20 protein-coding genes are annotated in these 21434 nt (G+C 38.1%); 15 read left to right on the forward strand and 5 right to left on the reverse strand.

Annotated elements, in window-relative coordinates:
• Positions 1-71 precede the first annotated feature (71 nt).
• The 3 genes from ACRPLQ_RS07600 to ACRPLQ_RS07610 all read left to right on the forward strand — a co-directional run bounded on the left by ACRPLQ_RS07600 (position 72) and on the right by ACRPLQ_RS07610 (position 3839).
• A complete protein-coding gene (locus ACRPLQ_RS07600) occupies positions 72-632 on the forward strand; it encodes a copper resistance CopC family protein (RefSeq protein WP_432235857.1) in 561 nt (186 codons plus the stop codon).
• A 4-nt stretch (positions 633-636) separates the two neighbouring features.
• Complete coding sequence (locus ACRPLQ_RS07605; protein ID WP_432235858.1) at positions 637-1698, forward strand: copper resistance D family protein; 1062 nt, start codon at positions 637-639, stop codon at positions 1696-1698.
• 413 nt (positions 1699-2111) lie between these two features.
• Positions 2112-3839: an ABC transporter ATP-binding protein gene (locus tag ACRPLQ_RS07610; protein ID WP_154992077.1), complete on the forward strand. Its 1728-nt coding sequence runs from the start codon at positions 2112-2114 to the stop codon at positions 3837-3839.
• A gap of 42 nt (positions 3840-3881) precedes the next feature.
• Here ACRPLQ_RS07610 and ACRPLQ_RS07615 read toward each other — a convergent pair whose 3' ends face one another.
• Together ACRPLQ_RS07615 and ACRPLQ_RS07620 are read right to left on the reverse strand one after the other, a co-directional pair.
• Positions 3882-4547 carry a type 1 glutamine amidotransferase domain-containing protein gene (locus ACRPLQ_RS07615; RefSeq protein ID WP_028412803.1) on the reverse strand — a complete coding sequence of 222 codons (666 nt, stop codon included), beginning with the start codon at positions 4545-4547 and terminating at the stop codon, positions 3882-3884.
• Between the two features lie 97 nt (positions 4548-4644).
• Positions 4645-5223, reverse strand: coding sequence for a hypothetical protein (locus ACRPLQ_RS07620; RefSeq protein WP_028412804.1), 579 nt, complete (start codon positions 5221-5223; stop codon positions 4645-4647).
• A 150-nt stretch (positions 5224-5373) separates the two neighbouring features.
• On the opposite strand from ACRPLQ_RS07620, the gene ACRPLQ_RS07625 reads away from it, so the two are divergent.
• On the forward strand, positions 5374-5772 hold the full coding sequence (locus tag ACRPLQ_RS07625) for a FixH family protein (protein ID WP_034270096.1): 399 nt from the start codon (positions 5374-5376) through the stop codon (positions 5770-5772).
• A gap of 63 nt (positions 5773-5835) precedes the next feature.
• Here the strand turns inward: ACRPLQ_RS07625 and ACRPLQ_RS07630 are convergent, their stop codons facing one another.
• Positions 5836-7212: a PLP-dependent aminotransferase family protein gene (locus ACRPLQ_RS07630; protein ID WP_154992078.1), complete on the reverse strand. Its 1377-nt coding sequence runs from the start codon at positions 7210-7212 to the stop codon at positions 5836-5838.
• 150 nt (positions 7213-7362) lie between these two features.
• Between ACRPLQ_RS07630 and ACRPLQ_RS07635 the strand changes: the two genes are divergently transcribed.
• Both ACRPLQ_RS07635 and ACRPLQ_RS07640 read left to right on the forward strand, forming a co-directional pair.
• Positions 7363-8280: a DMT family transporter gene (locus ACRPLQ_RS07635; RefSeq protein ID WP_047750569.1), complete on the forward strand. Its 918-nt coding sequence runs from the start codon at positions 7363-7365 to the stop codon at positions 8278-8280.
• A 294-nt stretch (positions 8281-8574) separates the two neighbouring features.
• A complete protein-coding gene (locus tag ACRPLQ_RS07640; protein ID WP_013057669.1) occupies positions 8575-9906 on the forward strand; it encodes a polysaccharide biosynthesis protein in 1332 nt (443 codons plus the stop codon).
• Positions 9907-9941: 35 nt separating this feature from the next.
• Here the strand turns inward: ACRPLQ_RS07640 and ACRPLQ_RS07645 are convergent, their stop codons facing one another.
• Complete coding sequence (locus tag ACRPLQ_RS07645; protein WP_034270090.1) at positions 9942-11732, reverse strand: transglycosylase domain-containing protein; 1791 nt, start codon at positions 11730-11732, stop codon at positions 9942-9944.
• 822 nt (positions 11733-12554) lie between these two features.
• Here ACRPLQ_RS07645 and ACRPLQ_RS07650 point away from each other — a divergent pair.
• From ACRPLQ_RS07650 to ACRPLQ_RS07675, 6 genes are all read left to right on the forward strand, one after another.
• Positions 12555-13157, forward strand: coding sequence for an alpha/beta hydrolase (locus ACRPLQ_RS07650; protein WP_182030808.1), 603 nt, complete (start codon positions 12555-12557; stop codon positions 13155-13157).
• Between the two features lie 290 nt (positions 13158-13447).
• Positions 13448-14158: a polysaccharide deacetylase family protein gene (locus tag ACRPLQ_RS07655; protein WP_033579449.1), complete on the forward strand. Its 711-nt coding sequence runs from the start codon at positions 13448-13450 to the stop codon at positions 14156-14158.
• Between the two features lie 15 nt (positions 14159-14173).
• Positions 14174-14767: a DedA family protein gene (locus ACRPLQ_RS07660; RefSeq protein ID WP_028412811.1), complete on the forward strand. Its 594-nt coding sequence runs from the start codon at positions 14174-14176 to the stop codon at positions 14765-14767.
• Positions 14764-15897 carry an MGDG synthase family glycosyltransferase gene (locus ACRPLQ_RS07665; protein WP_028412812.1) on the forward strand — a complete coding sequence of 378 codons (1134 nt, stop codon included), beginning with the start codon at positions 14764-14766 and terminating at the stop codon, positions 15895-15897. Before ACRPLQ_RS07660 ends, ACRPLQ_RS07665 begins: the two co-directional genes overlap by 4 nt.
• A gap of 92 nt (positions 15898-15989) precedes the next feature.
• A complete protein-coding gene (nfsA, locus tag ACRPLQ_RS07670) occupies positions 15990-16739 on the forward strand; it encodes an oxygen-insensitive NADPH nitroreductase (RefSeq protein WP_028412813.1) in 750 nt (249 codons plus the stop codon).
• Positions 16740-17169: 430 nt separating this feature from the next.
• Positions 17170-18171, forward strand: coding sequence for a 3D domain-containing protein (locus tag ACRPLQ_RS07675; protein WP_274862515.1), 1002 nt, complete (start codon positions 17170-17172; stop codon positions 18169-18171).
• Positions 18172-18251: 80 nt separating this feature from the next.
• On the opposite strand, the gene ACRPLQ_RS07680 is transcribed toward ACRPLQ_RS07675, so the two are convergent.
• Entirely contained in the window at positions 18252-19394 is a 1143-nt protein-coding gene (locus ACRPLQ_RS07680; protein WP_274862514.1) for a C40 family peptidase, read from the reverse strand.
• A gap of 194 nt (positions 19395-19588) precedes the next feature.
• On the opposite strand from ACRPLQ_RS07680, the gene ACRPLQ_RS07685 reads away from it, so the two are divergent.
• From ACRPLQ_RS07685 to ACRPLQ_RS07695, 3 genes are all read left to right on the forward strand, one after another.
• Positions 19589-20638, forward strand: a complete 1050-nt coding sequence (locus ACRPLQ_RS07685; RefSeq protein ID WP_028412816.1) for an anthranilate phosphoribosyltransferase — start codon at positions 19589-19591, stop codon at positions 20636-20638.
• A 152-nt stretch (positions 20639-20790) separates the two neighbouring features.
• Positions 20791-21093 (forward strand): urease subunit gamma, encoded by a 303-nt coding sequence (locus tag ACRPLQ_RS07690; RefSeq protein WP_013057659.1) that lies wholly within the window; start codon positions 20791-20793, stop codon positions 21091-21093.
• Between the two features lie 14 nt (positions 21094-21107).
• Positions 21108-21434 (forward strand): urease subunit beta, encoded by a 327-nt coding sequence (locus tag ACRPLQ_RS07695; protein ID WP_028412817.1) that lies wholly within the window; start codon positions 21108-21110, stop codon positions 21432-21434.

Here is a 21434-nt window from a genome sequence, read left to right on the forward strand (position 1 = left end):
GAAACGTCTACATAAAAACATTTTTGGATATGATGAATGAAAAAAGAAAAAAGAGATAGGGAGTCATAAATATGAAAAAAATAATAGGTTTACTTTTAGCATGCTTTTTAGCTGTCCCGACAGTTAGTTTTGCTCATACACATGTGCAAACAACCGTACCGGAAAATGGTGCAACTGTTACAGCTCCTCTAAAAGAAATTAAATTAACCTTTGAAACACCCATCGAGAAAATCAGTACAATGACCGTTACAAAAGATGGACAAAATATTTCACTTGCGTCGCAAAAAGTAGAGGGTCATGATTTAATAGCTTCTGTTGATCAGCCTCTTGAAAACGGATCTTACGCAGTAAACTGGGAAATTGTAGGGGAAGATGGGCATGTAATAAAAGATTCGATTGCTTTTAAAGTAGATGTGAAAGATGAAGCAAAAGAAGAGAATACTCAAGCAGCCGGAAAAGATAGTGAAAAAAAGCAGGGCGCCACGCAATCCGAACAGCACCAAAAAAGTGCAGCAGCAAATGATGAAAAAACAGATAACAATGATTCTTCATCGTTTTTTGTTATCATGATTATTGCTATTGTAGTGGTGGTTGGAGCATTACTCTTAATCTTCAGAAAGAAAAAGGCTTAAAAAGATGAGTGTTTTGTTGCCTGTTTTTGAGTGGTTCACATACGTAGCTCTTTCCTTATTATTAGGATTTGCCGTACTGCAATATGTGCCCCTTACAAAAAAGCCAACAATTTTATTATCAAAGCGATGGCTACTTGCAAGTGCAGCGGCTGTCGCTATTTTTTCGGTTGGAAATTCGCTTGAGATTATTTTATCTTTTTCAAAAATAAGAGGGTTAGGTGAAACAGTTCGTCTTGTATTATTGGAAACAAGAACGGGACACGCCTGGATCTTTGTTGTACTGATTGCTATTTTATGTATGATTGCTGTTTCAATAGAGAGCCACCCACATATGTATACCTTACTGACTGTAGCCTTGGTGGGAGGAATCGCCTACGCAAGTCACGCAGCATCCGCTTCTGTGCTTAGCGGCATGTTGTCTCATTCCCTTCATATTTTAGCAGTTGGACTGTGGGGAGGAGTGGTTCTAATTGTTGCCGCTTTTTCAAAAGAAACTTCCAATTGGAAAATTTTCTTAAGCTGGTTTACTCCTTTTGCGATCGCTTGTTTTGTGCTTCTTTCATTAAGTGGGTTCATTTCGATGGTTATTATCATGGGGCTGTCCAACTATGTAAATTCATGGGCTACAGATTACGGGCAATCTCTTTTGTTAAAGCATATTACGATTATTCCGCTGCTTGCATTTGCCGTCATCAATGGCTTTCTTATGAAAAAAGCGATAAAACATCCAGAATATAAGCCCGTGATGTGGATTCGAGCAGAAAGCATTATTTTGCTTATCATTTTTTTATTTACAGCTATCATGGTAACGCAATCGCCGCCAACTAATATAAGTCATATGGCAATGGATTCATCGATTCTTCCTTTTATCTATGGGAAACAAGTGACGCTGCCTCTAACGTTTCACGTAACGATTGTAGGAATCCTATTCTTATTTGTTGCACTGCTGTTTTTTGTGTATTTACTTGTTTGTTTTTACAAAAAGACAGTATGGCTCAGCGTATTAAGTGCGGGTTTGTTTGTGTTTGCTTTTTATATTGCGATGATGACAAGTATTCAAGTCTAAAAACAGTGAGAAATATCTCACTGTTTTTTTATTAGCCATTAAAAGTAGTGTTATCTCTCGGGCCATTTCTCGGAGAAGGGGGCATCGGCATTTGGGAACTAGAACCGGAGCCGGATGTAGAGCCGCTTGGAGGCGATATATTTCCTGCGTTTCCAAAAATAACGATCCCGCCAGAAATTGTGCCAATAGAAATAGATTTAATATAAACAGACATCCTTATTCAACCTCTCATCTAGTAAAAGAATTCAGTGTACCACAGTATATGACCAGCTTGTCATTTTTGTATAGACGAGTTTAAAAAATAGGTAAAAGCTTAGAAGTTCAGGTTGAGAAAGGAAATGGTGTAAAATAAGATAGAACTTTGAAGGTAAAGTGTTGATATCACCTATTAAAAGAAGTAGAAAGGAACTAAGATGAATACGCAAAAAGGAATTCATTTTTCATTTAAAAAATTATGGTTGCTAACGAACCCTCCGACAGGAAAGCTACTCATTTCGTTCATACTGGCCTTAATTAATACCGGAGCGTCGCTTTCTATTCCTCTTGTCATTAAAGAAGTGATGGAGAAAATTGCAGTAGGCGTCTCACCGCAGCTTATAGCAGGACTCCTTGGTTTATTTGCTACTCAAATGGTAACAAGCGCAGTATCTCTTTATCTCCTTGCTCAAGTAGGCCAAGGTGTTGTAAAAGAACTCAGACATAAAGTGTGGAACAAGCTCATAAAGCTTCCGGTTTCATTTTACGACCAAAATCGTTCCGGTGAAATGGTAAGCCGCATTACAAATGATACAACCATTGTGATGAACTTATTGTCAACAGAAATGATTGACTTTGTTAAAAATATTTTATCTATTATCGTTGCCATTGTTATTTTATTTACGCTTGATGTACCCATGACGCTCATTTTATTAGCGGTTATTCCCGTTATGTTTGTACTGGTTATGCCGCTAGCGAGAAAAATACATAAAATTTCACGTGAGCAGCAGGATAAAATGTCCAAGCTTACAGCTTTTTTAGCTCAAATGCTGAGTGAAATCCGCTTGATTAAAGTATCCGGTTCAGAGAAAAAAGAAGTTGATTCCGGCTTACAATCGTTTCAGTCACTCTACCTCTTCGGTGTAAAGAGAGCTAAAATTGAAGCTATCATTACACCGATTATTAGCACGGTGATGACCGCTGTTATGATTGCCATCGTCGGGTTTGGTGCATACCGGGTGAGTGAGGGATTTATCACTGCAGGAGAGCTGGTGGCTTTTGTTCTTTACCTTTTTCAAATTATGGTTCCGGTTGGTTCACTTACCCGATTTGTTACGAGCTTTCAGCAAACTAAAGGAGCTTCAGAAAGAATCTTTGATATATTAGCTGAGAAAGAAGAGAACTATGAAAATGGAGAAGTGCTTGAACAGGTAGGGAGTTTAAGGTTCGATAAAGTTGCTTTTCAATATGAAGATAAACCCGTATTGCAGGAAGTTTCATTTTCTGCTAAAAAAGGAGAAGTTACCGCTTTTGTTGGACCTAGCGGAGCTGGAAAATCTACTGTTTTTTCTCTTATCGAACGCTTTTATGAGCCTTCATCGGGTCACATATTCTTGGATGGAACAGACAGTCAAAACGTCAACTTACGTTCGTGGCGTCACCTATTTAGCTATGTTCAGCAAGATTCTCCGATTTTAGCAGGAACAATTCGAGAAAATCTCATTTACGGATTAGAGCGGCATGTGACGGATGAAGAAATAGAAGAAGCAGCAAAGTTAGCGAATGCTCATCATTTCATTCAGTCCTTTGAAGCTCAATATGAAACAATGATTGGAGAAAGAGGTATTAATCTCTCAGGAGGACAGCGACAGCGTATTGCAATTGCCCGAGCGCTGTTACGAAATCCTCAGTTTTTATTACTGGACGAAGCGACAGCTAGCTTGGACTCCGAGTCAGAAAAGCTTGTGCAAGAGTCATTGGAGACAGTAATGAAAGAACGCACATCACTCGTCATTGCCCATCGTCTATCTACGGTCATTAATGCGGACCAAATTGTTGTAATAGAAGAAGGGCAAGTTACAGGAAGCGGAACGCATAAAGAGCTGTTAGCCTCTCATTCTTTTTACCGGCGTTTGGTAGAGCAGCAGTTTCAAACATCCCTATAGAACAAACAAAAAAAGACTGCTTTCGAGCAGTCTTTTTTTAGTTTATTTATTTAGCTTTTTAACTAATTCATCACCCATTAACTCAGAAGAAAAAGGATCTCGGCTTGTGACAATTTGATCATTTGCCCAAACAGCATATGCTTTTTTATCCATCTCAGGGATGTAATTAGCCACTTCACGAAGTTCTTGTTCTAAACTGTATGGTAAAAAGGGAAGTACTTCTTCCGGTTCAATTTCATCAGGATAACCGGTTACGTCTAGTCCTTTAATTAAAAGTTCATCATCGGATCCTTTCAAGAAAGCAAACACAGAAGGTCCGTGACACTCAGCTGCTAAAATACCTCCGTTGTCGTACACTTTGTTCATAAGTGCATGCAAGTCCACATTTTTTGCTAAGTCAAACATAGCGCCGTGGCCGCCTACTACTAAGATAACGTCATAGTTCTCAGCATCTACTTCTTCAAGTTTCATTGTCTGATCCGCTCTTCCTGACTCATATAATTTCTTATACGTTCCGTCTGGATCAAAGTCTTCTGAAATACTTCGAACGTCTAGTTCCGGCTTACCTCCAAAAGGTGAGGCTAAGTCAACGGTGTGTCCTGCGTTCTCAAGCTTTTGCAGCGGAGCAAATAATTCTTCTGCCCACCAACCTGTGTGATAATCTTTCTCTTCGTATCCGCTTGATAATACAGCTAACACTCTTGCCATGTTTATACCTCCTAAATGATGTAAAACGTATAGTGATACATATCATGTATTCATTGTGAACTGTACCCTATATAAAAAAACTTTAAACAATGGCAAGTTATGAAAAGGTAGCGTGAATCATAAACAAAACCAAAAAAGAGATAGCAAATTTAAGATGCCACTTTTTATCTGTACGCTTATAGCGCTTCACGCCCATCACGAGCAGACAAGCTAGAACAGCCATCGTGATAATTCCTGAAAAGTACGTAAAATTTGCTTGAAATCCTTTTATCAAAGCCATATAACCATGTAAAATAATCAAAGCAGTTGATATAAGGGCAACGGGAACGTGCCACTGACGAACGTACTTGGCTAAAAACTGAATAAGCGGTTTTAACTCAAACTTTCCTTTTTTAATTTGCGATATCGGTTTCCATTTTAATAATAAAAAGATAGGATAAATAGCTAAAGCTGCAAAGAAACCAATTCGTGCGATAGAACCAAGCTCTTTAAAATTCCCTTCGTATATTTTAGAATCAAGCGGAAGGGAATGTTTATAAATAGGGACGTAAATAAGCCCTGCTACAACTAGTAAAAAAGAGATAGTAAAGATAAAGATCACTTTTTTACGCTCACTTTTATTTTTGATTAACGTCTGTAGCCATGATTTTTTAGCTGGAGATTTAGCGGAATTCATTTTCTTCCTCCTTGGAAAAAACTAGTTAGTATCAGTATGAACTTTTTTTCTTAAAAAATCTTTAAAAATCCTTCTTTTTTAAAAAAATTCATTTTTTTCTTTGCAATACGCGTTATAGTTAAACAAAGGGTTTAAAAAGGAGATGAATACATGAAAAAAAGAATAAGTATATCTATAATCAGTCTTTGTTTACTTTTAACAGCCTGTGGTCAGGAACCTGCTCAAAGCACAAATGCTGAGCAGCCAAAACCGTTGGACGTAAACCTTCAAGGCCCAGAGAAGTTACAGAAAAATGAAAACGGTATCTACAAAGCCGAAGTTACATATGGAGACGAAAAAGTAAAAAATGATGACGTTGAAATGATTGAATTTGAAATAGAGAAAAAAGATGGCGAAGGGAAAGGGAAGATGTTAAAGCCTAAACAAATAGGAAAAGGTGTATATGAGATACAAACATCTTTCTCTGAGCCTGGCACATATACCGTGCAGTCACATGTTTCTGCAAAAGGGACGCATAACATGCCTCTTATAACCGTTACGGTTAAATAAAAGAAGTCAAGGATGCTAATTCCTTGGCTTCTTTTCGTTTAGTATGTCCGTTAAATTCCCATTCTACAAGGGGAAAAGGTTATTTGGAATAGGATGATGTTTTCTATCATCAATTAAAGTAATGCACTGAGCCAGCTGTTCAATCCCTCGTTTGATCGTATTCTTATTTACTTGTGAGATGCTTAATCGGAGAAGCGTGTCTCGTTTATATTCTGGTAAAAAAAATCTAGAAGCATCATCAACATATATGTGCTGCTCGTTTAGCATGTGGACGATCTGTTTTGCTTTCACATGCTCAGGCAAACTAATGGATAAATAGAATCCTGAAGGCGGCTTAGAAAAATGTGTATGAGCGGGCAGCAGTGAATCACATGCTTCTACAAGAGTTTGCATTTTGGTATGGTATACCTCTTTTATCTTTTTAAGATGACTAGTAAACATGCCGCTTTTTAAATAAATTTCAAGAGCGCCTTGGGAAAGCGCTGAACTATTAAAATCTGAACTGAATTTATATCGTAAAAAGTTGTTATTCATTAACGAAGGAAGCACGATAGCAGCAATGCGTAACCCAGGAAGAAAAATTTTTGAAAAGCTTTTAATATAAATGACTCGTCCAGAAGGATTAAAAGAAAATAAAGGATCTGATTTTGCATCGGGATCAAGGTCGCCCAAAAAGTCATCCTCGACTATATATACATCGTATTTTTCGGCCAGCTCCACGATTTTTTTCTTCTCGAAATTTGTATAACAATGTCCAAGAGGATTATGGAATCTTGGAATAATATAGAAAAATTTTATGTCATTATTTCGAAAAATGTACTCCAAACGATCAAGATCAATCCCTTCCATCGATAGCTCGATCCCAAAAGTAGTAGCTTGGTGCAGGGTAAGAGACTCGATAAAACCGAAATAAGTGGGCTGTTCAATCAGGATATTATTTTTTCCATTTGGAAATGGCATAGAAACTAATAAGTGAAGAGCTTGCTGAGACCCAGATACAACAACTAACCTTTCAGCTTGAGTGAACACCTGTAGGCTCTGCAAGTGTTTCACTAACTGTACCCGCAATGAGTAAGAGCCTTGTTGATCAGAGTATGTAAAAAGCTCTTCTTTGTAGTGTTCAATTGCTTGGTTTATACAATGCTGAAATTCAAGATAAGGCATAACGTTTTTATCTGGACCAGCAGACAAGAAATCAATCACTTCATTTTCATTCGTCCTATGTTGAAATTCTGCCACAACGTAGTAGCCGCTTTTAGGAACAGAATAAATTAAATGCTCTTTTTCTAATTCGCTGTACGCTTTAATAACGGTATTCTTGCTGCACGAAAAATGATGGGAGAGTCGGCGAACAGAAGGGAGTTTACCACCTGCAATAAGCGATCCATTTGCTAGGCCAAGCTTAATTTCTTCCATGATTTTTAGATATTTCAAACTCATAGGTCCTACTCCTTTAATTTGTACCCGTACAGTTAGGTAAAAGAATGATTTATTTTACTAGTTGTCCTGCGCTATCCTTTTAATTATATCAGAACTTTTTTTAGAAAAATGGTACAGTTCTGAAAAATAAAAAGACAGGGGTAGGGTAAGATGCAAAAAGAAACGAGAGAGAAAATCGGCTTATTGTTAGGGGTAGTAGGCGTTATCTGTTTTAGCTTAACCCTTCCTTCTACAAGTGTTGCAGTCGAGTATTTCGGAACGACAGTCGCCGGTTTAGGAAGAACAGCTATAGCTGCTATCTTAGTAGCTGTGATATTGATTGTACGAAAAGAAAAATTTCCTTCTCTTCGCCAATTTAAAAGTCTGCTGATCGTTGCTTTAGGCGCAGTTTTAGGGTTTCCTCTGCTCACTTCCTGGGCAATGAAATCATTGCCTGTTTCTCACGGAGCGGTTGAACTCGCTCTTTTACCATTAGCCACAGCCGGTTTTGCGATGTTTAGAGGAGGTGAACGTCCTTCTTTCAAATTCTGGATATCAAGCATGATTGGTTCTGCAGCTGTTATCGTGTATGCTCTTCACCTCGGATTTGGTCAACTGCAGTTTGCCGATGCCGCTCTACTAGCAGCGGTGCTGATACTTGGACTGAGCTACGCAGAAGGAGGGGTGTTAGCAAGAGAATTAGGCAGCTGGCAGGTAATTGCTTGGGCCATTATCATCGGTGCGCCATTTTTTATGATTCCAGTGGGACTAAGCATTACAGCTGAAATGCTTCATGCGCCTTTAAAAGCGTGGGTTAGTTTGATTTATCTATCAGTCGTGAGTCAATTTTTAGCATACGTTGCTTGGTACAGCGGGATGGCTATGGGGGGAATAGCCAGAGTTAGCCAGGTTCAATATTTGCAGCCATTTTTAATGATTCTGTTTGCAGCTCTATTTCTAGGCGAATCAATTACACTTTTTACTCTTGCTATAGCAATAATTGTTGTCTTTTCGGTTGTGCTAGGCAAAAACGCCTCGGTATCAAAAAAAGAAGTGCATCCCGAGAAAATGATGAATAAAGACGCTTAACTAATATGTAAATTTGTTACATTAAAACAACATGCGCTATTTCCTTTAGCAATCGGCAGGTTCATTCAGTCTCCTGTTTTTCTATGTAAGTTTCAAGAGCCAAAAGATAAGAAATGAATGAATTTCCTATGTAAAAAAGGTATATAACGGTTTTTTTTCACATAGGTTGAACATTATACAAGAACTTGTACACCGAAAAAATACAATTAGACAAATAATTCGTATTGGGCTTGTCATATACATAGAGAGAAGAGGTAGTGATGAAAAAGGACGGGAGATAGAGGAGATAACGAGATGAACACTTTTTTGAAAGGAACGTTTATTCTAGCAGGTGCTGCCTTTGCAGGAGAGTTAATTGAATTTCTTGTAAATATGGTACTTGCTAGAGAATTAGGAAGGGAAGGCATGGGCATGTACATGACTGTTCTTCCTATCATTTTTCTTATTGCCACCGTAGCCAACTTAGAACTGCCTATTTCTATTTCTAAATTTCTTGCTGAACATCATCGCAAAGAACATCAGCATATGATGAAGCATGCCACCATTTTTGCGACTGCTGTGAGCTTGGGGATCTTTTTTATTACACTGGCCGTATTAGCAGCCTTTCCATTTTTCAGTCACTATCATCCTTACTTGAAATGGGTTGTACTATGTTTTATTCCGGTTGTTTCATTTTCAGCGGTGCTTCGTGGATATTTTACGGGTAAAAATAATATGACGACCATCGCTGTGTCTAATTTTATTCGCAAAGCCTTTCAGCTAACTATTTTATTTGTTGTTTTTCAAATGTTCGCTTTCACAGATGTTAAAATGTCTCTGTTTATTGCGATTTGTACACTGATTGGAACCGAAGCTGTTATTTTGCTTTATTTTTTTATCACGTATGTTACTCAGTTAAGTGTTTTATCAAGAGGGCACAGGCCTCTGCTTTCTCCAAGTGAGATTCGGAAAAAGCTGTTAGGCGTCTCACTTCCGACCACGGGACTGCGTTTATTTAATGCGGTATGTAATGCTATTCAGCCGTTTTTAATCAAACACGCGCTCGTTTTATCGGGCATGACGTTAACCGGGGCAACGCAGCATTTTGGTATGCTAACAGGGGTAGCGATGTCGATCGGCTTTTTTCCGGCTTTCTTTGCTCACTCTCTTTTAGTAGCACTCATACCTGCTGTATCTGAAGCTCATGCGAAAAATCAGGAAGAACAGCTTCAAAGACTTTTGACTCAAAGTATGCAAATGACATTTTTATATGGGATTCCGTCTATAGTGGCGATGTATTTCTTTGCTGAGCCGCTTACTAACTTGTTTTTTCATTCTACAGAAGCCGTGTACTATCTAAAGGCTTTATGGCCGTATTTTCTTTTTCACTTCTTTGCCGTCCCGCTTCAAGCTTATTTAATTGGACTCGGCTATGTAAAAGATGCTTTTTATCATACGATTTGGTCTCATATTGTCTCTTTTTCCCTGATGTTTTTCTTAGGATCACAAACAAATATTGGCATGCAGGGAATTATTATCGGGATGAACTGTGGCGTGGTTGTTTTGACCGTTCTGCATTATGTAACGATTTGCAAAGTCATTAACGTTTCCTTTTTTTCACTTAAGCATAAAACGCATTTATCTTAAAAAAACCTCCAACAGTGAAGTTGGAGGTTTTTTGGTTACCAGTTATTCATAATTGAGCTAAACAGTGTAGCAGGGTCTTGTCCGCCGCCGCCTGATAAGTATTTCGTTGTTTGCGTAGAATTAGCATTATCAAAGCCAGCGTGGATAGAAACGACTGCATCATCGGTATACCCGACAAACCAAGCATCTTTGACGTCGTTGGTTGTACCGGTTTTACCTGCAGCATCTCGTGAAGAACGAGCGTTAACACCTGTTCCATAGCTTTTTTCAATTACGTCTTGCAGCATGGATGTCATTGTATCCGCATTTTCTTCACTCATTACTCGCTCTGTCTGAATGTCTGGCTTTTTCACTTCACCGTCGCGCATCTCAATTTTTCGAATTGCGTACGGCTTAGTCATGACGCCTTTGTTAGCGAAGGTTGTATACCCTTGTGCTAACTGAAGGGGAGAGAACGTTGTCGTCGTTCCTCCAAGAGCAAGTCCTAATTTTGACTTATCGTCATCTTCAAGAGGAAGTCCAGCTTTTTCCATGAATTTTACGCTTGTATCAATACCAATTTGTTTTAAAAGCCAAACAGCTGGAACGTTAAGTGAACGAGTAAGTGCTTCACGCATTGTCACATGCTTTTGATATTCACCTTCTGCGTTTTTAGGGCTATATCCACCGCCAAAGTCTTGTCGTTCGTCACTTAAGAGTGAAGTTGGTGTATAATCTCCAGTTTCTAGTGCTGGACCGTATACGGCTAAAGGCTTAATAGCTGAACCAAGCTGATAGCCGCTTGTAGCACGGTTTAAGCCGTTTCGTTCATAGCTGCGTCCTCCATACATCGCTGAAATCCCGCCTGTTTTAGGGTTGACAGCTGAAATCCCAACCTCTACTTTGCTGTTGATGTCATCATCTCGGAACGTATGATTTGCTACAGAGTTATTAATCGATTCCTGTAAATTAGGATCTAAATCTGTATAGATGGCATAACCACCCTTATAAAGATCATCAGCAGATACGCCATATTGTTGAGCAGCTTCTTTAATTACATAATCAATAAATGCTTGATTTGAGTTCGGTTTTTTAACCGGAATACTAGGCTCGACTACGCGTTCGTTTAACGCTTGCTGATACTGAGTATCGCTAATAACGTTTTGGTCATGCATCAGTTTCAATACAACGTTTCGTCGGGCTGTTGCTTTTTCTGTACTATTGCTTGGTGAATACGTACTCGGCGCTTTTGGGAGTCCTGCTAAAAGCGCAGCTTCGCCTACGGTTAAATCTGATACAGGCTTATTAAAATAAATCTGAGAAGCTGCACCAATACCGTATACACCGCTTCCGAAATAAATTTGATTTAAATATAATTCCAAAATTTGATCTTTTGTAAATTGTCTTTCTAAGCCTAGTGATAGAAACATTTCATCTACTTTACGTTTAATGGTCTTATCACTAGATAAGTAAAGATTTCTTGCTAACTGCTGTGTAATGGTACTTGCGCCTTCAGCTTTACTCATTGTTACAATGTTCTTAAAAAGGGCGCGGCCAATACCTTGTAAATCAATCCCAAAATGCTTGTAAAAGCGACGGTCTTCCGTTGCAACAAACGCCATTTTTACATAATCGGGAATTTCATTGCTCGAAACATTTTGACGGGGAACGGTTTTATACAATTCGTCAATCTTACGGTCATTTTTGTCATAGACTACCGTACTTTGAACCGACTGCAGTTTCGAGTAAGATAAATCAGCCGTTTGCTGAAATTGCTTTAATACATAGGTAACTCCTAGCATTACAATTAAAACAACGACTAAAAAGGCTAAAATAAATTTCCTCATGTTGGTTCACTCCACTAAGTAATAATTCCATGTTCACACATAGCTACATTCTTCGTCTTTACAAGGTCGTTATGTAAAGAATGCTGAAGTTTGTTGACCCATTCAATCTTTTAACAAAGAGATGGGTGATAAAGTATTAACGTTTAAAAGCTGACGCGCTAAGTTTAATAAAGGCTATTATTCAAGTGCAGGTAAGTTTTTAGGGTATAAGATGATTGACATAAATAGCTCTTTACGCAGTTATTTTTTGCTTACTCGCAGATGCTTCGTTTTTTTATTAAACTGAAACAAAGTGAAATACAATCATCTGAACTTAGTTTACCCATAAATTTGTGTTTGTCAAATAAAGTCGTATAAAGCACCATTCGGGGCTTTGTTCCCCTTTATGAAAAACCAAGGGGGTATTTTACGTTCTGTTTCTCATAGAAAAAAGTTGTTATAACACGTATAAGAAATACGATTTAGTACGCTCGGGTATAAATGCTGATATCTGTTGAAAGTAACGAAATAAAGAAAAAATTAACTAATTTATCAGACTAGGGCACTTTTTATACGAAGGAGGACGGGCGAGTTTTAATTATTATCCACCTTTTGACGGGAGCACTTAGATAAAAGTGGAATATTTCTTTACCCGCTGTAAGTCAAACGAATTAAATACCTAGCTGCATATGAGCAATGGCCATATGAAGTTATTCAGTATTATGTGATACTGCCAGCAAAACATACAGGTATTTCTTTGACAGTAGTTCCTTTACAAATGCTTCGAAAGTTCTTATAATAAAATTATCTTTAATTCGAGATATTTAAAAGGAGTGGATATACGTGAAACATATTTTTAAAAAAGGAACGGACGAGACGAAACCGACTTTATTGCTGTTGCATGGTACAGGAGGTACAGAACAAGATCTGCTCCCTGTTGCAGATATGATTGATTCCTCTTGCTCCGTATTATCTGTAAGAGGAAATGTACTAGAAAACGGAATGCCCCGTTTCTTTAGACGTTTACAAGAAGGAATATTTGATATAGAAGATTTAATTGAACGTACAAAAGAACTTCATCAATTTTTAGATGAAGCGGCTGAAACATATTCATTCGACCGACACAACATCGTAGCTGTAGGCTACTCAAATGGTGCCAATATTGCAGGAAGTTTGCTGTTTCATTATGCGAATTCTTTAAAAGGGGCGGCTCTTCTTCATCCGATGGTTCCAAGAAGAGGAATTGAAGTGCCTAAGACCGACGCCTCTATCTTTATCGGCGCAGGTACAAACGATCCTATTTGCCCAGCATCAGAAACGGAAGAACTTTCTGCTCTTTTAGAAAAAGCCGGAGCGGACGTACAGGTCCATTGGGAATCATTTGGACATCAGTTAACACGAACAGAAATTGAAGCAGCTGAAAAATGGTATCGGTCAAAATTTTAATTTCAAAACTTTCCGCACTCGTGCGGGAAGTTTTTTTATTTTCAAAAAACAAGGACAGTTATCATACAAAAGATAGATATAAATGGTAAAAAGTACTTTTTTTACTGAATGAAGGGAAATTTTATGATATCATTTTATTTCCGGTATATCCTTGCAGAACAGCTATTTTTAGGTAAAGTATCAAATTATTTTAAAATTCCTGGCTTCTATCACAAAAAAATGAAACCAAAGTCTGAGTAAACCGTTATAATAAATGCAGGATTTAAATTCAAAAGGATGGTTAAAAGCATATGACTCGTTTTTTTATTGTTTTACTTTTCGTTCTAATGGTTATATGTGTATATACCATTATTTCGCAAACCCTTTACCGTCGCTATCATTCATCAGTCATAATAAAAGGGGCAAAAAAGCATAAAATAGCTATAACATTTGACGATGGGCCTCATCCTGTTTATACGCCAAAAATTTTGGACTTGTTCAAACTGCATGAAATGAAAGCTACTTTTTTTATTGTGGGAGAACTAGGGGAAAAACACCCGTCTATTTTAAACAGGATGATTGATGAAGGACATGAAGTAGCTATACATCATCATCGTCACGTGAGTGCATGGACGCAAACACCTTGGCAATTAAAAAGACAAATTCATCAATGTGCACAGGTTATAGAGAAAGTAACAGATCAAAAGCCGCTTTTTTATCGTCCGCCGTGGGGACATTTAAATATGAGCAGTTTATTAATGGCCAAGCCATATCACCTCGTGATCTGGACAGGAATCTTTCAGGATTGGACACTAAAAACAACGAAAACGGCATTAGTTCAAAAACTAATGCGTAAAGTAGAAGATGGAGCCATTTTTGTTTTACACGATAATGGAGATACCCCGGGAGCAGATGAAAAAGCACCTGAAATGACGATTGCGGCGTTAGAAGAATTTTTACCTTACTTAAAACAGCAAGGGTATGAAAGTATAACCATGCAGCAATTGATGAATCAATCGTAAATAGAGGAGCGAGCAGTGGACTTAACAATTATTTCTCAGTATATACATTCCTATGGTTATATTGTTATTTTACTTGTACTTTTTTGTGGGATCGTTGGAATTCCAGCGCCTGAAGAATCATTTTTAATATTATTAGGCATGTTTATTGCCAAACATCAGCTGAACTTATACGAATCATCTCTTTTTGCTTTTTTAGGTGTTATAACTGGAATGCTTACTGCTTACGGGCTAGGAAGGTATGCAGGAACCCCATTTTTTGATAAATACGGAAAATACGTAGGGTTAACCAAAGAGAAAATTGAAGCGGCAAGCGGCAGCTACCATAAATATGGGATATGGACCATTTTATTTGGTTTATATATTCCAGGCTTACGTCAAATTAGCCCATATATGGCAGGAATAAGTCGCTATCCGTTTTTGCTTTATTTGCTGTTATCGGTGGTAGGCAGTCTAGTATGGGTCCTTTCTTTTCTCGTTCTAGGTTACTATGTAGGAGACCGGATTCATATTTCGTATATCATTATGGGAGCTGTAGCTTTTTTTGTTATTTATTTACTTATAAAAAGAAAAAGAAACCGAAAACGTCTTGAGAGGAGGGATGGTCAATGAGGAAGGTTCTGTTCTTGCCGCTTTTTCAGATGCCATCTGGTCATCACCAAGTAGCAGACGCCGTTATGGATGCCATCATGGAACGTTTTTCTCACGTTATTTGTCAAAAAATTGATTGTTTAAGCTATTGGAGCAAACCGCTTGAACAAATGATTTCATCGATATACATGAAATGGATTTCTGTTTTTCCAAAGCAGTTTGAAAAATTTTATTACGGACATGTATACAAAAAAAACGACCATACGATGGATGATTTTGTCGTGAAAAAGTGGCCGATTATCGAATATCATATGAAGAAATTAATTGATGCAGAGCAGCCCGACGTCATTGTTTGCACACACAGCTTTCCTTCCTGTGTATTAAGCGGCTTAAAAGAAAAAGGAATCATTGATCTTCCTATTATAAACGTATACACCGACTTCTTAGTAAGCGACGTATGGGGTAAAAATGGAATCGAGCTTCACTGCGTGCCTGATCAGGATACGAAAGCATTTCTACAAAACGTTCACGGTGTAAAAGAGTCTTCTATTTATGTAACGGGCATTCCCGTTCATAAAGCGTTTTTAAAAAGACGGATTGACCATCTCATGCCACAGAAGCATATCCTGATTGCCGGCGGAAATTCGGGCCTTGGGAATGTACGCAAAATGCTTCAGCAGCTTCCGCAAAACTGTACGTATATGTATTATGTGCTGTGTGGAAAAAATAAAAAGTTGTATCAAGAACTAGTGAAACTAAACCACCCGAAAGTTAAAGCGGTCCCGTATGTAAAATCAAGAGAGAAAATGAATGATTTATATGAAGGAGCAGATGCCATTGTCACAAAAGCAGGAGGCGTTACAATTAGCGAAGCCCTTCATAAGAGACTACCTATTTTTATTCATTCATCTCTTCCCGGTCAAGAACAAATTAACATTGAATATCTAAAAGAAAAAGAGCTGCTGATACCGCTTAATGATGCTGAAGCCTTTGAACAGCAGCTTAAGAACATTTTAGAAAATGATGTGAAACGAAACCGGTTGATAAAACGAATGGACGAATATGTAGACAGCTTAGAAGTAAAAGTAGATCGCGTGCTTGCAGATCACTTTAAGCTGTATCGATATGAGACAAGTCAAAATCAATTTTAAGCAGAACATTGGTTATTTCTTTTTACATTCGATAAACTAACTGTAGATATAACATCTGTAGAAGGTTAAATGAAGTAAAAGGAGATTATAATATGAACTCAGTTATTGAAACGATTTTAAATCATCGTTCTATTCGCAAATATGAAGACAAACCATTGTCGGAAGAGCAAATTCAGACGATTGTCGAAAGCGCACAGGCAGCTTCCACATCAAGCTATATTCAAGCGTACTCCATTATTGGAGTAAAAGATAAAGAAACGAAGCGAAAGCTTGCCCAATTAGCAGGAAATCAGCCTTACGTAGAAACAAATGGACACTTCTTTGTATTTTGCGCTGACTTTCATCGTCATGATGTCATTGCAGAAATGGAGAAAAAAGATTTATCGACAGCGCTCGAAAGCACAGAGCAGTTCATGGTAGCTATTATTGACGTTGCCCTTGCTGCGCAAAATGCAACGCTTGCTGCTGAATCAATGGGACTTGGAGCTTGTTATATTGGCGGTTTGCGTAACGAATTAGAAGAAGTAAGCAAATTGTTAAAACTGCCTCATCATGTAATCCCGTTATTTGGTCTAACGGTTGGACATCCAGCGGGTATGACGGATAAAAAGCCGCGCTTACCATTTAAACATGTGTATCATGAAGAAACATATGAGCCAAACCATGAGCAGACGAAAAAAGAATTAACGACGTATAACGAAGAAATTTCTGCTTATTACAACGAACGAACAAATGGCAAACGCCAAGACACATGGACTGGTCAAATGGCTGAAATGCTTTCCAATCCTAAGCGTATGTATATGAAAGAATTTGTTGAAAAGCAAGGATTTAATAAGAAATAAAAAGGCTGGGACAAAAGTAGTTTAGCCGAATTGAAAAGCGAACCGCTCATCAGAATCTTTGATGAGCGGTTCGCTTTTTTTGTTATGGTGAACATAGGTTTCATTTATGTAGTTCCTTCTAGCAGTTGACTGGATTCATTTCCAACCTCTTTTTTGTTGCGAAAAAAAACTTAATATACCCGTTAAAGGGTCAATAAAAAAGAAGAGGCTTAGCCAGCAATGATAGAGAAATTTAACTATTTTGGTTAAAACAACAATAAAAAGCAGTAAAAAGTAGAAACGTTTCATCATATAGCCAAATTATCAGAAATATTACGTTTAAACGTTCCTTTTTGTTAAGTTTTGTAATAAAAGTAGCATGGCTCTGTAACGGCTGTGAAATGTGAGGATGATATCATTCAATCATTGAGTAAATAAGGAGGTATTCGTAATGAAAAAATTTATATTTACTCTAGGAACAACAGCAATCCTTTCAGCGGGATTTGTAGGTGCAGCTTCTGCTTCTACAAGCGGAACGTATCACGTAGAAAAAGGTGATACGTTATGGAAAGTCGCTCAAAAGCACAGCGTGAGCGTAGACGAGCTAAAAGATGCAAATAACTTAACATCTAATATTATTTATCCAAATCAAGAATTAAACGTAGCTACTATAAAAGAAATGACGCACAAAGTTCAGCAAGGAAATACATTATGGTCCATCAGTCAGCAATACGGCGTGACGGTAGATCAAATTAAAGAATGGAACGGACTGAAGTCAGATTTAATTTATCCTGGCGAACAACTAAAAATTCAGTCTCCAAACGGCCAAGCTCAGCAATCAAGCCCTTCAGTAGCCCAAGCTGCTCCAGAAACTCAGCAAGCTCAAGCGCCGGCTGAACAAACTCAAGAAGAACAGCAGCAAGCTCAAGCTGAACAAGCTCAAAAAGAGCAGCAGCAAGCTCAAGCTGAACAAGCTCTAAAAGAACAGCAGCAAGCTCAAGCTGAACAAGCTCAAAAAGAGCAGCAGCAAGCTCAGGCTGAACAAGCTCAAAAAGAGCAGCAGCAAGCTCAAGCTGAACAAGCTCAAAAAGAGCAGCAGCAAGCTCAAGCTGAACAAGCTCAAAAACAACAACAACCTGCTGAATCGTCACAACAAGCCAGCGGCAAATCAATGACAGTTGAAGCAACTGCCTATACGGCTAATTGTGCTGGATGTAGCGGTACAACTGCTACAGGAGTGGATTTAAAAGCAAATCCAAACCAAAAAGTAATCGCTGTTGATCCTAGTGTTATTCCGTTAGGTTCGAAAGTTTATGTAGAAGGCTATGGTGAAGCTGTAGCTGCCGATACAGGTGGAGCAATTAAAGGCAATCGAATCGATGTATTCGTTCCTTCTGAAGGTGATGCTCAACAGTTCGGAAGAAAATCTGTTAAAATCACGGTTATGAACTAAGAAGTTCTTTATAAAATTGCTAGTCTAGTATAGAAATACATAGCTAGTAAAACAAAAGAGGTGCCATAAGGCACCTCTTTTTACTTTATAATACGCTTTGCGCCCGCATAGCTGTTTTTCCAGTACGCTGTTGAAAGTGATTGCGTTTTAACGCCTTTGCTGCTGACATAAATGAATTCTTGTTTGTCTAGGTAAATTCCTACGACTGAAACGGATTTGCCGTTTTTAAAGAAAACTAAATCTCCAGCCTGCAGACTGTTTTGCTTTACGTCCGTTCCGCTTTTATACTGATCTGCTACTGTACGGGGGATAGAAATAGTTGAACCCGCGTTTTTATATACATACTGTGTGTACCCTGATACATCAAAACCTTTTGGTGTCGTTCCTCCATATTTATATGGCTTTCCAATTAGCGTTTTGGCATACGATACGATTTGCTGCTGTTTTGCACTAACAGAAGTTTGGGGTGCTGGAGCCGGCGCAGGTGCGCTTGTACTTTTCACTTTCAGCACTTGTCCAACTTTTAGCGCATCTGTTTTTAAATTGTTTAATTTTTTTAATTCAGCTACCGTCATGCCGTACTTTTTAGCGACTGCTGTCAGCGTGTCTCCCTTTTTCACCGTGTAGGTGCCATTGTTATCAGCCGGTGTAGATGGAGCTGTTGGTGAAGGTTGAATATCTTCATCAAGCAAATAACTCATATTTGCGCTAAACGTTACTTTTCGCTTCGTTTTATAGCTCTTCGCTTTTTGCTGAAATTGCGTATTGTATGCGTTGATTTCTTTTTCAAAATTTGCAGAGATCTTATTAAATTCCGCGTCACTTACATCTCCAAACGCATAGTCTTCAAGATCTACAATGTAATTGTAAAGAGCAATTAAGCTGTCATATAAATACCCTTGAAGCTGATCAGCTTCTGAATTAAGATGATTCATCGCGTAATTTTTATCAGTCTTTGTTAGAAACTGGTCAATTTGATCCGCAAGCTGATCATATGCCGCTAACGCTTTTTCGTCATCTTTTATTCCTTCAATTTCTTTTAGCTTTTTTTCTACGGTTTTATAAAATGGTGCGTAATAATCTGCTAGCGAATTAACGTCTTTTTGATAAACGCTCACAGAAGAAGCAGCATAAGCAGAGTGGCTAAAAACAGGCGTTGTCACCGATGCTCCTACTAAAACGGATGCTGCTATAAATGGTACAAGTAGTTTCTCTTTTTTCATTTGTAAAGTCCCCCAAATATCCAAATAATAGTATAGCAGATAGATTATACTATATTAGGTTATAAAAGAACTAGTACTTTTCCTTTAATTTCATATTTTTTAGCAGTTTGCGTACCTGATAGAAGATAATCTAAGGAGCAAAGGAAATATGTGATACAATGTACAAATATTCAGTTAAAAAGGAAGTGTACGATATGCAACAATTTATCAAAGAAATAGCGCGCGGAAAAAGAGGATCAACTGACTTAACGTATGAACAAGCAAAAGAAGCAGCTCGCTTAATCGCTTCTGGACAAGCTACGGATGCTCAGGTCGCTGCTTTTTTTATTGCGGAACGTATTAAAACCGAAAATGCAGATGAACTATTGGGATTCGTTCATGCTTTTCGCGAAAAAACAAAAGAGATACCGCTGTCTCAGCCGTTAAAAGATAAATCAATTGATTTTGCAAGCCCTTATGCAGGGAGAAATTCATTTTTTGCGACCATTCCTGTATCGATTTTATTAGCTGAAAGAGGTGTGCCAGCTTTTTTACACTGTACAGAAGCGCTTCCTCCAAAGTTTGGAACAACGATTGAAGATGTACTTCATTCATTACAGATCCCTCAAGCTCAAACGATTGAAGACATCGGTCATACGTTAGAAACATTAAAAATTGGCTTTGTAAATGCTGAAACAATCTCTTATCCTCTTAGTCGCATCAAACAAATTCGTCATGAAATTGGCGTAAGAACACTAATTAATACGGTTGAAAAACTATTAAATTTATCAAATGCTTCTTCTTTAATGATGGGCGCTTTTCACCGCACGGCCATTAACAAAATTGTGCCCATTTTTGCTTCGCTCCCGTTTAAACATGTATACGTGGTGCAAGGTATAGAAGGATCTGAAGATGTACCTGTACATAGAAGCAGCTTTGTTTTTACTATCTCAGAAGGAGAGATGGAGTCGTTTATTGTCAATCCAAAAGAATACGGACTGTTTGTGGAAGAAGAACACTTTGAAAAGAAAATAAGTGTTGAAAAACAAGCGGCATATGTGACGCGCATTTTGGAGGGTGAATCTTCTTCCGAACTGACTTATGTCTATAATCAAGTAGTATTAAACGCCGGCTTGCGCTATTATTTATTTGGCTATGAAACTTCTATTGAAGAAGGAGTAGACTATGCAAAACGTCAGCTAGCTGAAGGTCTAGGTTGGAAACACCTGCAGAAATGGAAAACACAAGTGATTTCAGAAGAGTAAAAGGTGAGCAAATATGCTCATCTTTTTTTATCGAAAGATATAAATCCTTTGTTTTTTATCAGAAAATTTAATATAATTAGTTGTGTATTTGTGTTAGAAAATATCACATTTGATGTTAACAAGAAAATAGATTAGCAGAAAGGAAACTTTCATTGAAACTTACGTCGAGAGAACAAGAAAAATTAATGATTGTCGTAGCTGCAGACTTAGCAAGACGCCGTCAGACAAGAGGATTAAAACTTAACTATCCCGAGGCAGTAGCGATCATTACATATGAAATTATGGAAGGAGCTCGCGATGGCAAGACGGTAGCACAGCTAATGCGAGAAGGTACCAAGATTTTAAAACGAGAAGATGTAATGGAAGGTATTCCTGAAATGATTCATGATATTCAAGTAGAAGCTACCTTTCCAGACGGAACCAAGCTCGTCACTGTTCACGATCCAATTCGTTAAGAGGAGGGAAAAATATGATTCCAGGGGAATACGTCTTAAAAAAAGAACCCATCACATGTAATAACAGAAAGCAATCGATTAGCGTGACTGTAATCAATAGAGGCGACCGCCCCGTTCAAGTAGGTTCACATTTTCATTTTTTTGAAGTGAATGCCGCGCTCGAATTCCCCCGCGAAGCTGCGCTTGGCTATCATTTAAATATTCCAGCCGGTACAGCCGTTCGCTTTGAGCCAGGTGATGCAAAAGAAGTAGAGCTGGTTGCTTTTTCCGGAACAAGAGAAATTTACGGTCTGAACAATAAAACAAACAGATCGCTTTCTGATAGAAAGGAAGATGCATAA

This window comes from Priestia sp. TRN 1309 (genome assembly GCF_050846875.1).
GTDB classification, from domain to species: Bacteria; Bacillota; Bacilli; order Bacillales; family Bacillaceae_H; genus Priestia; species Priestia zanthoxyli.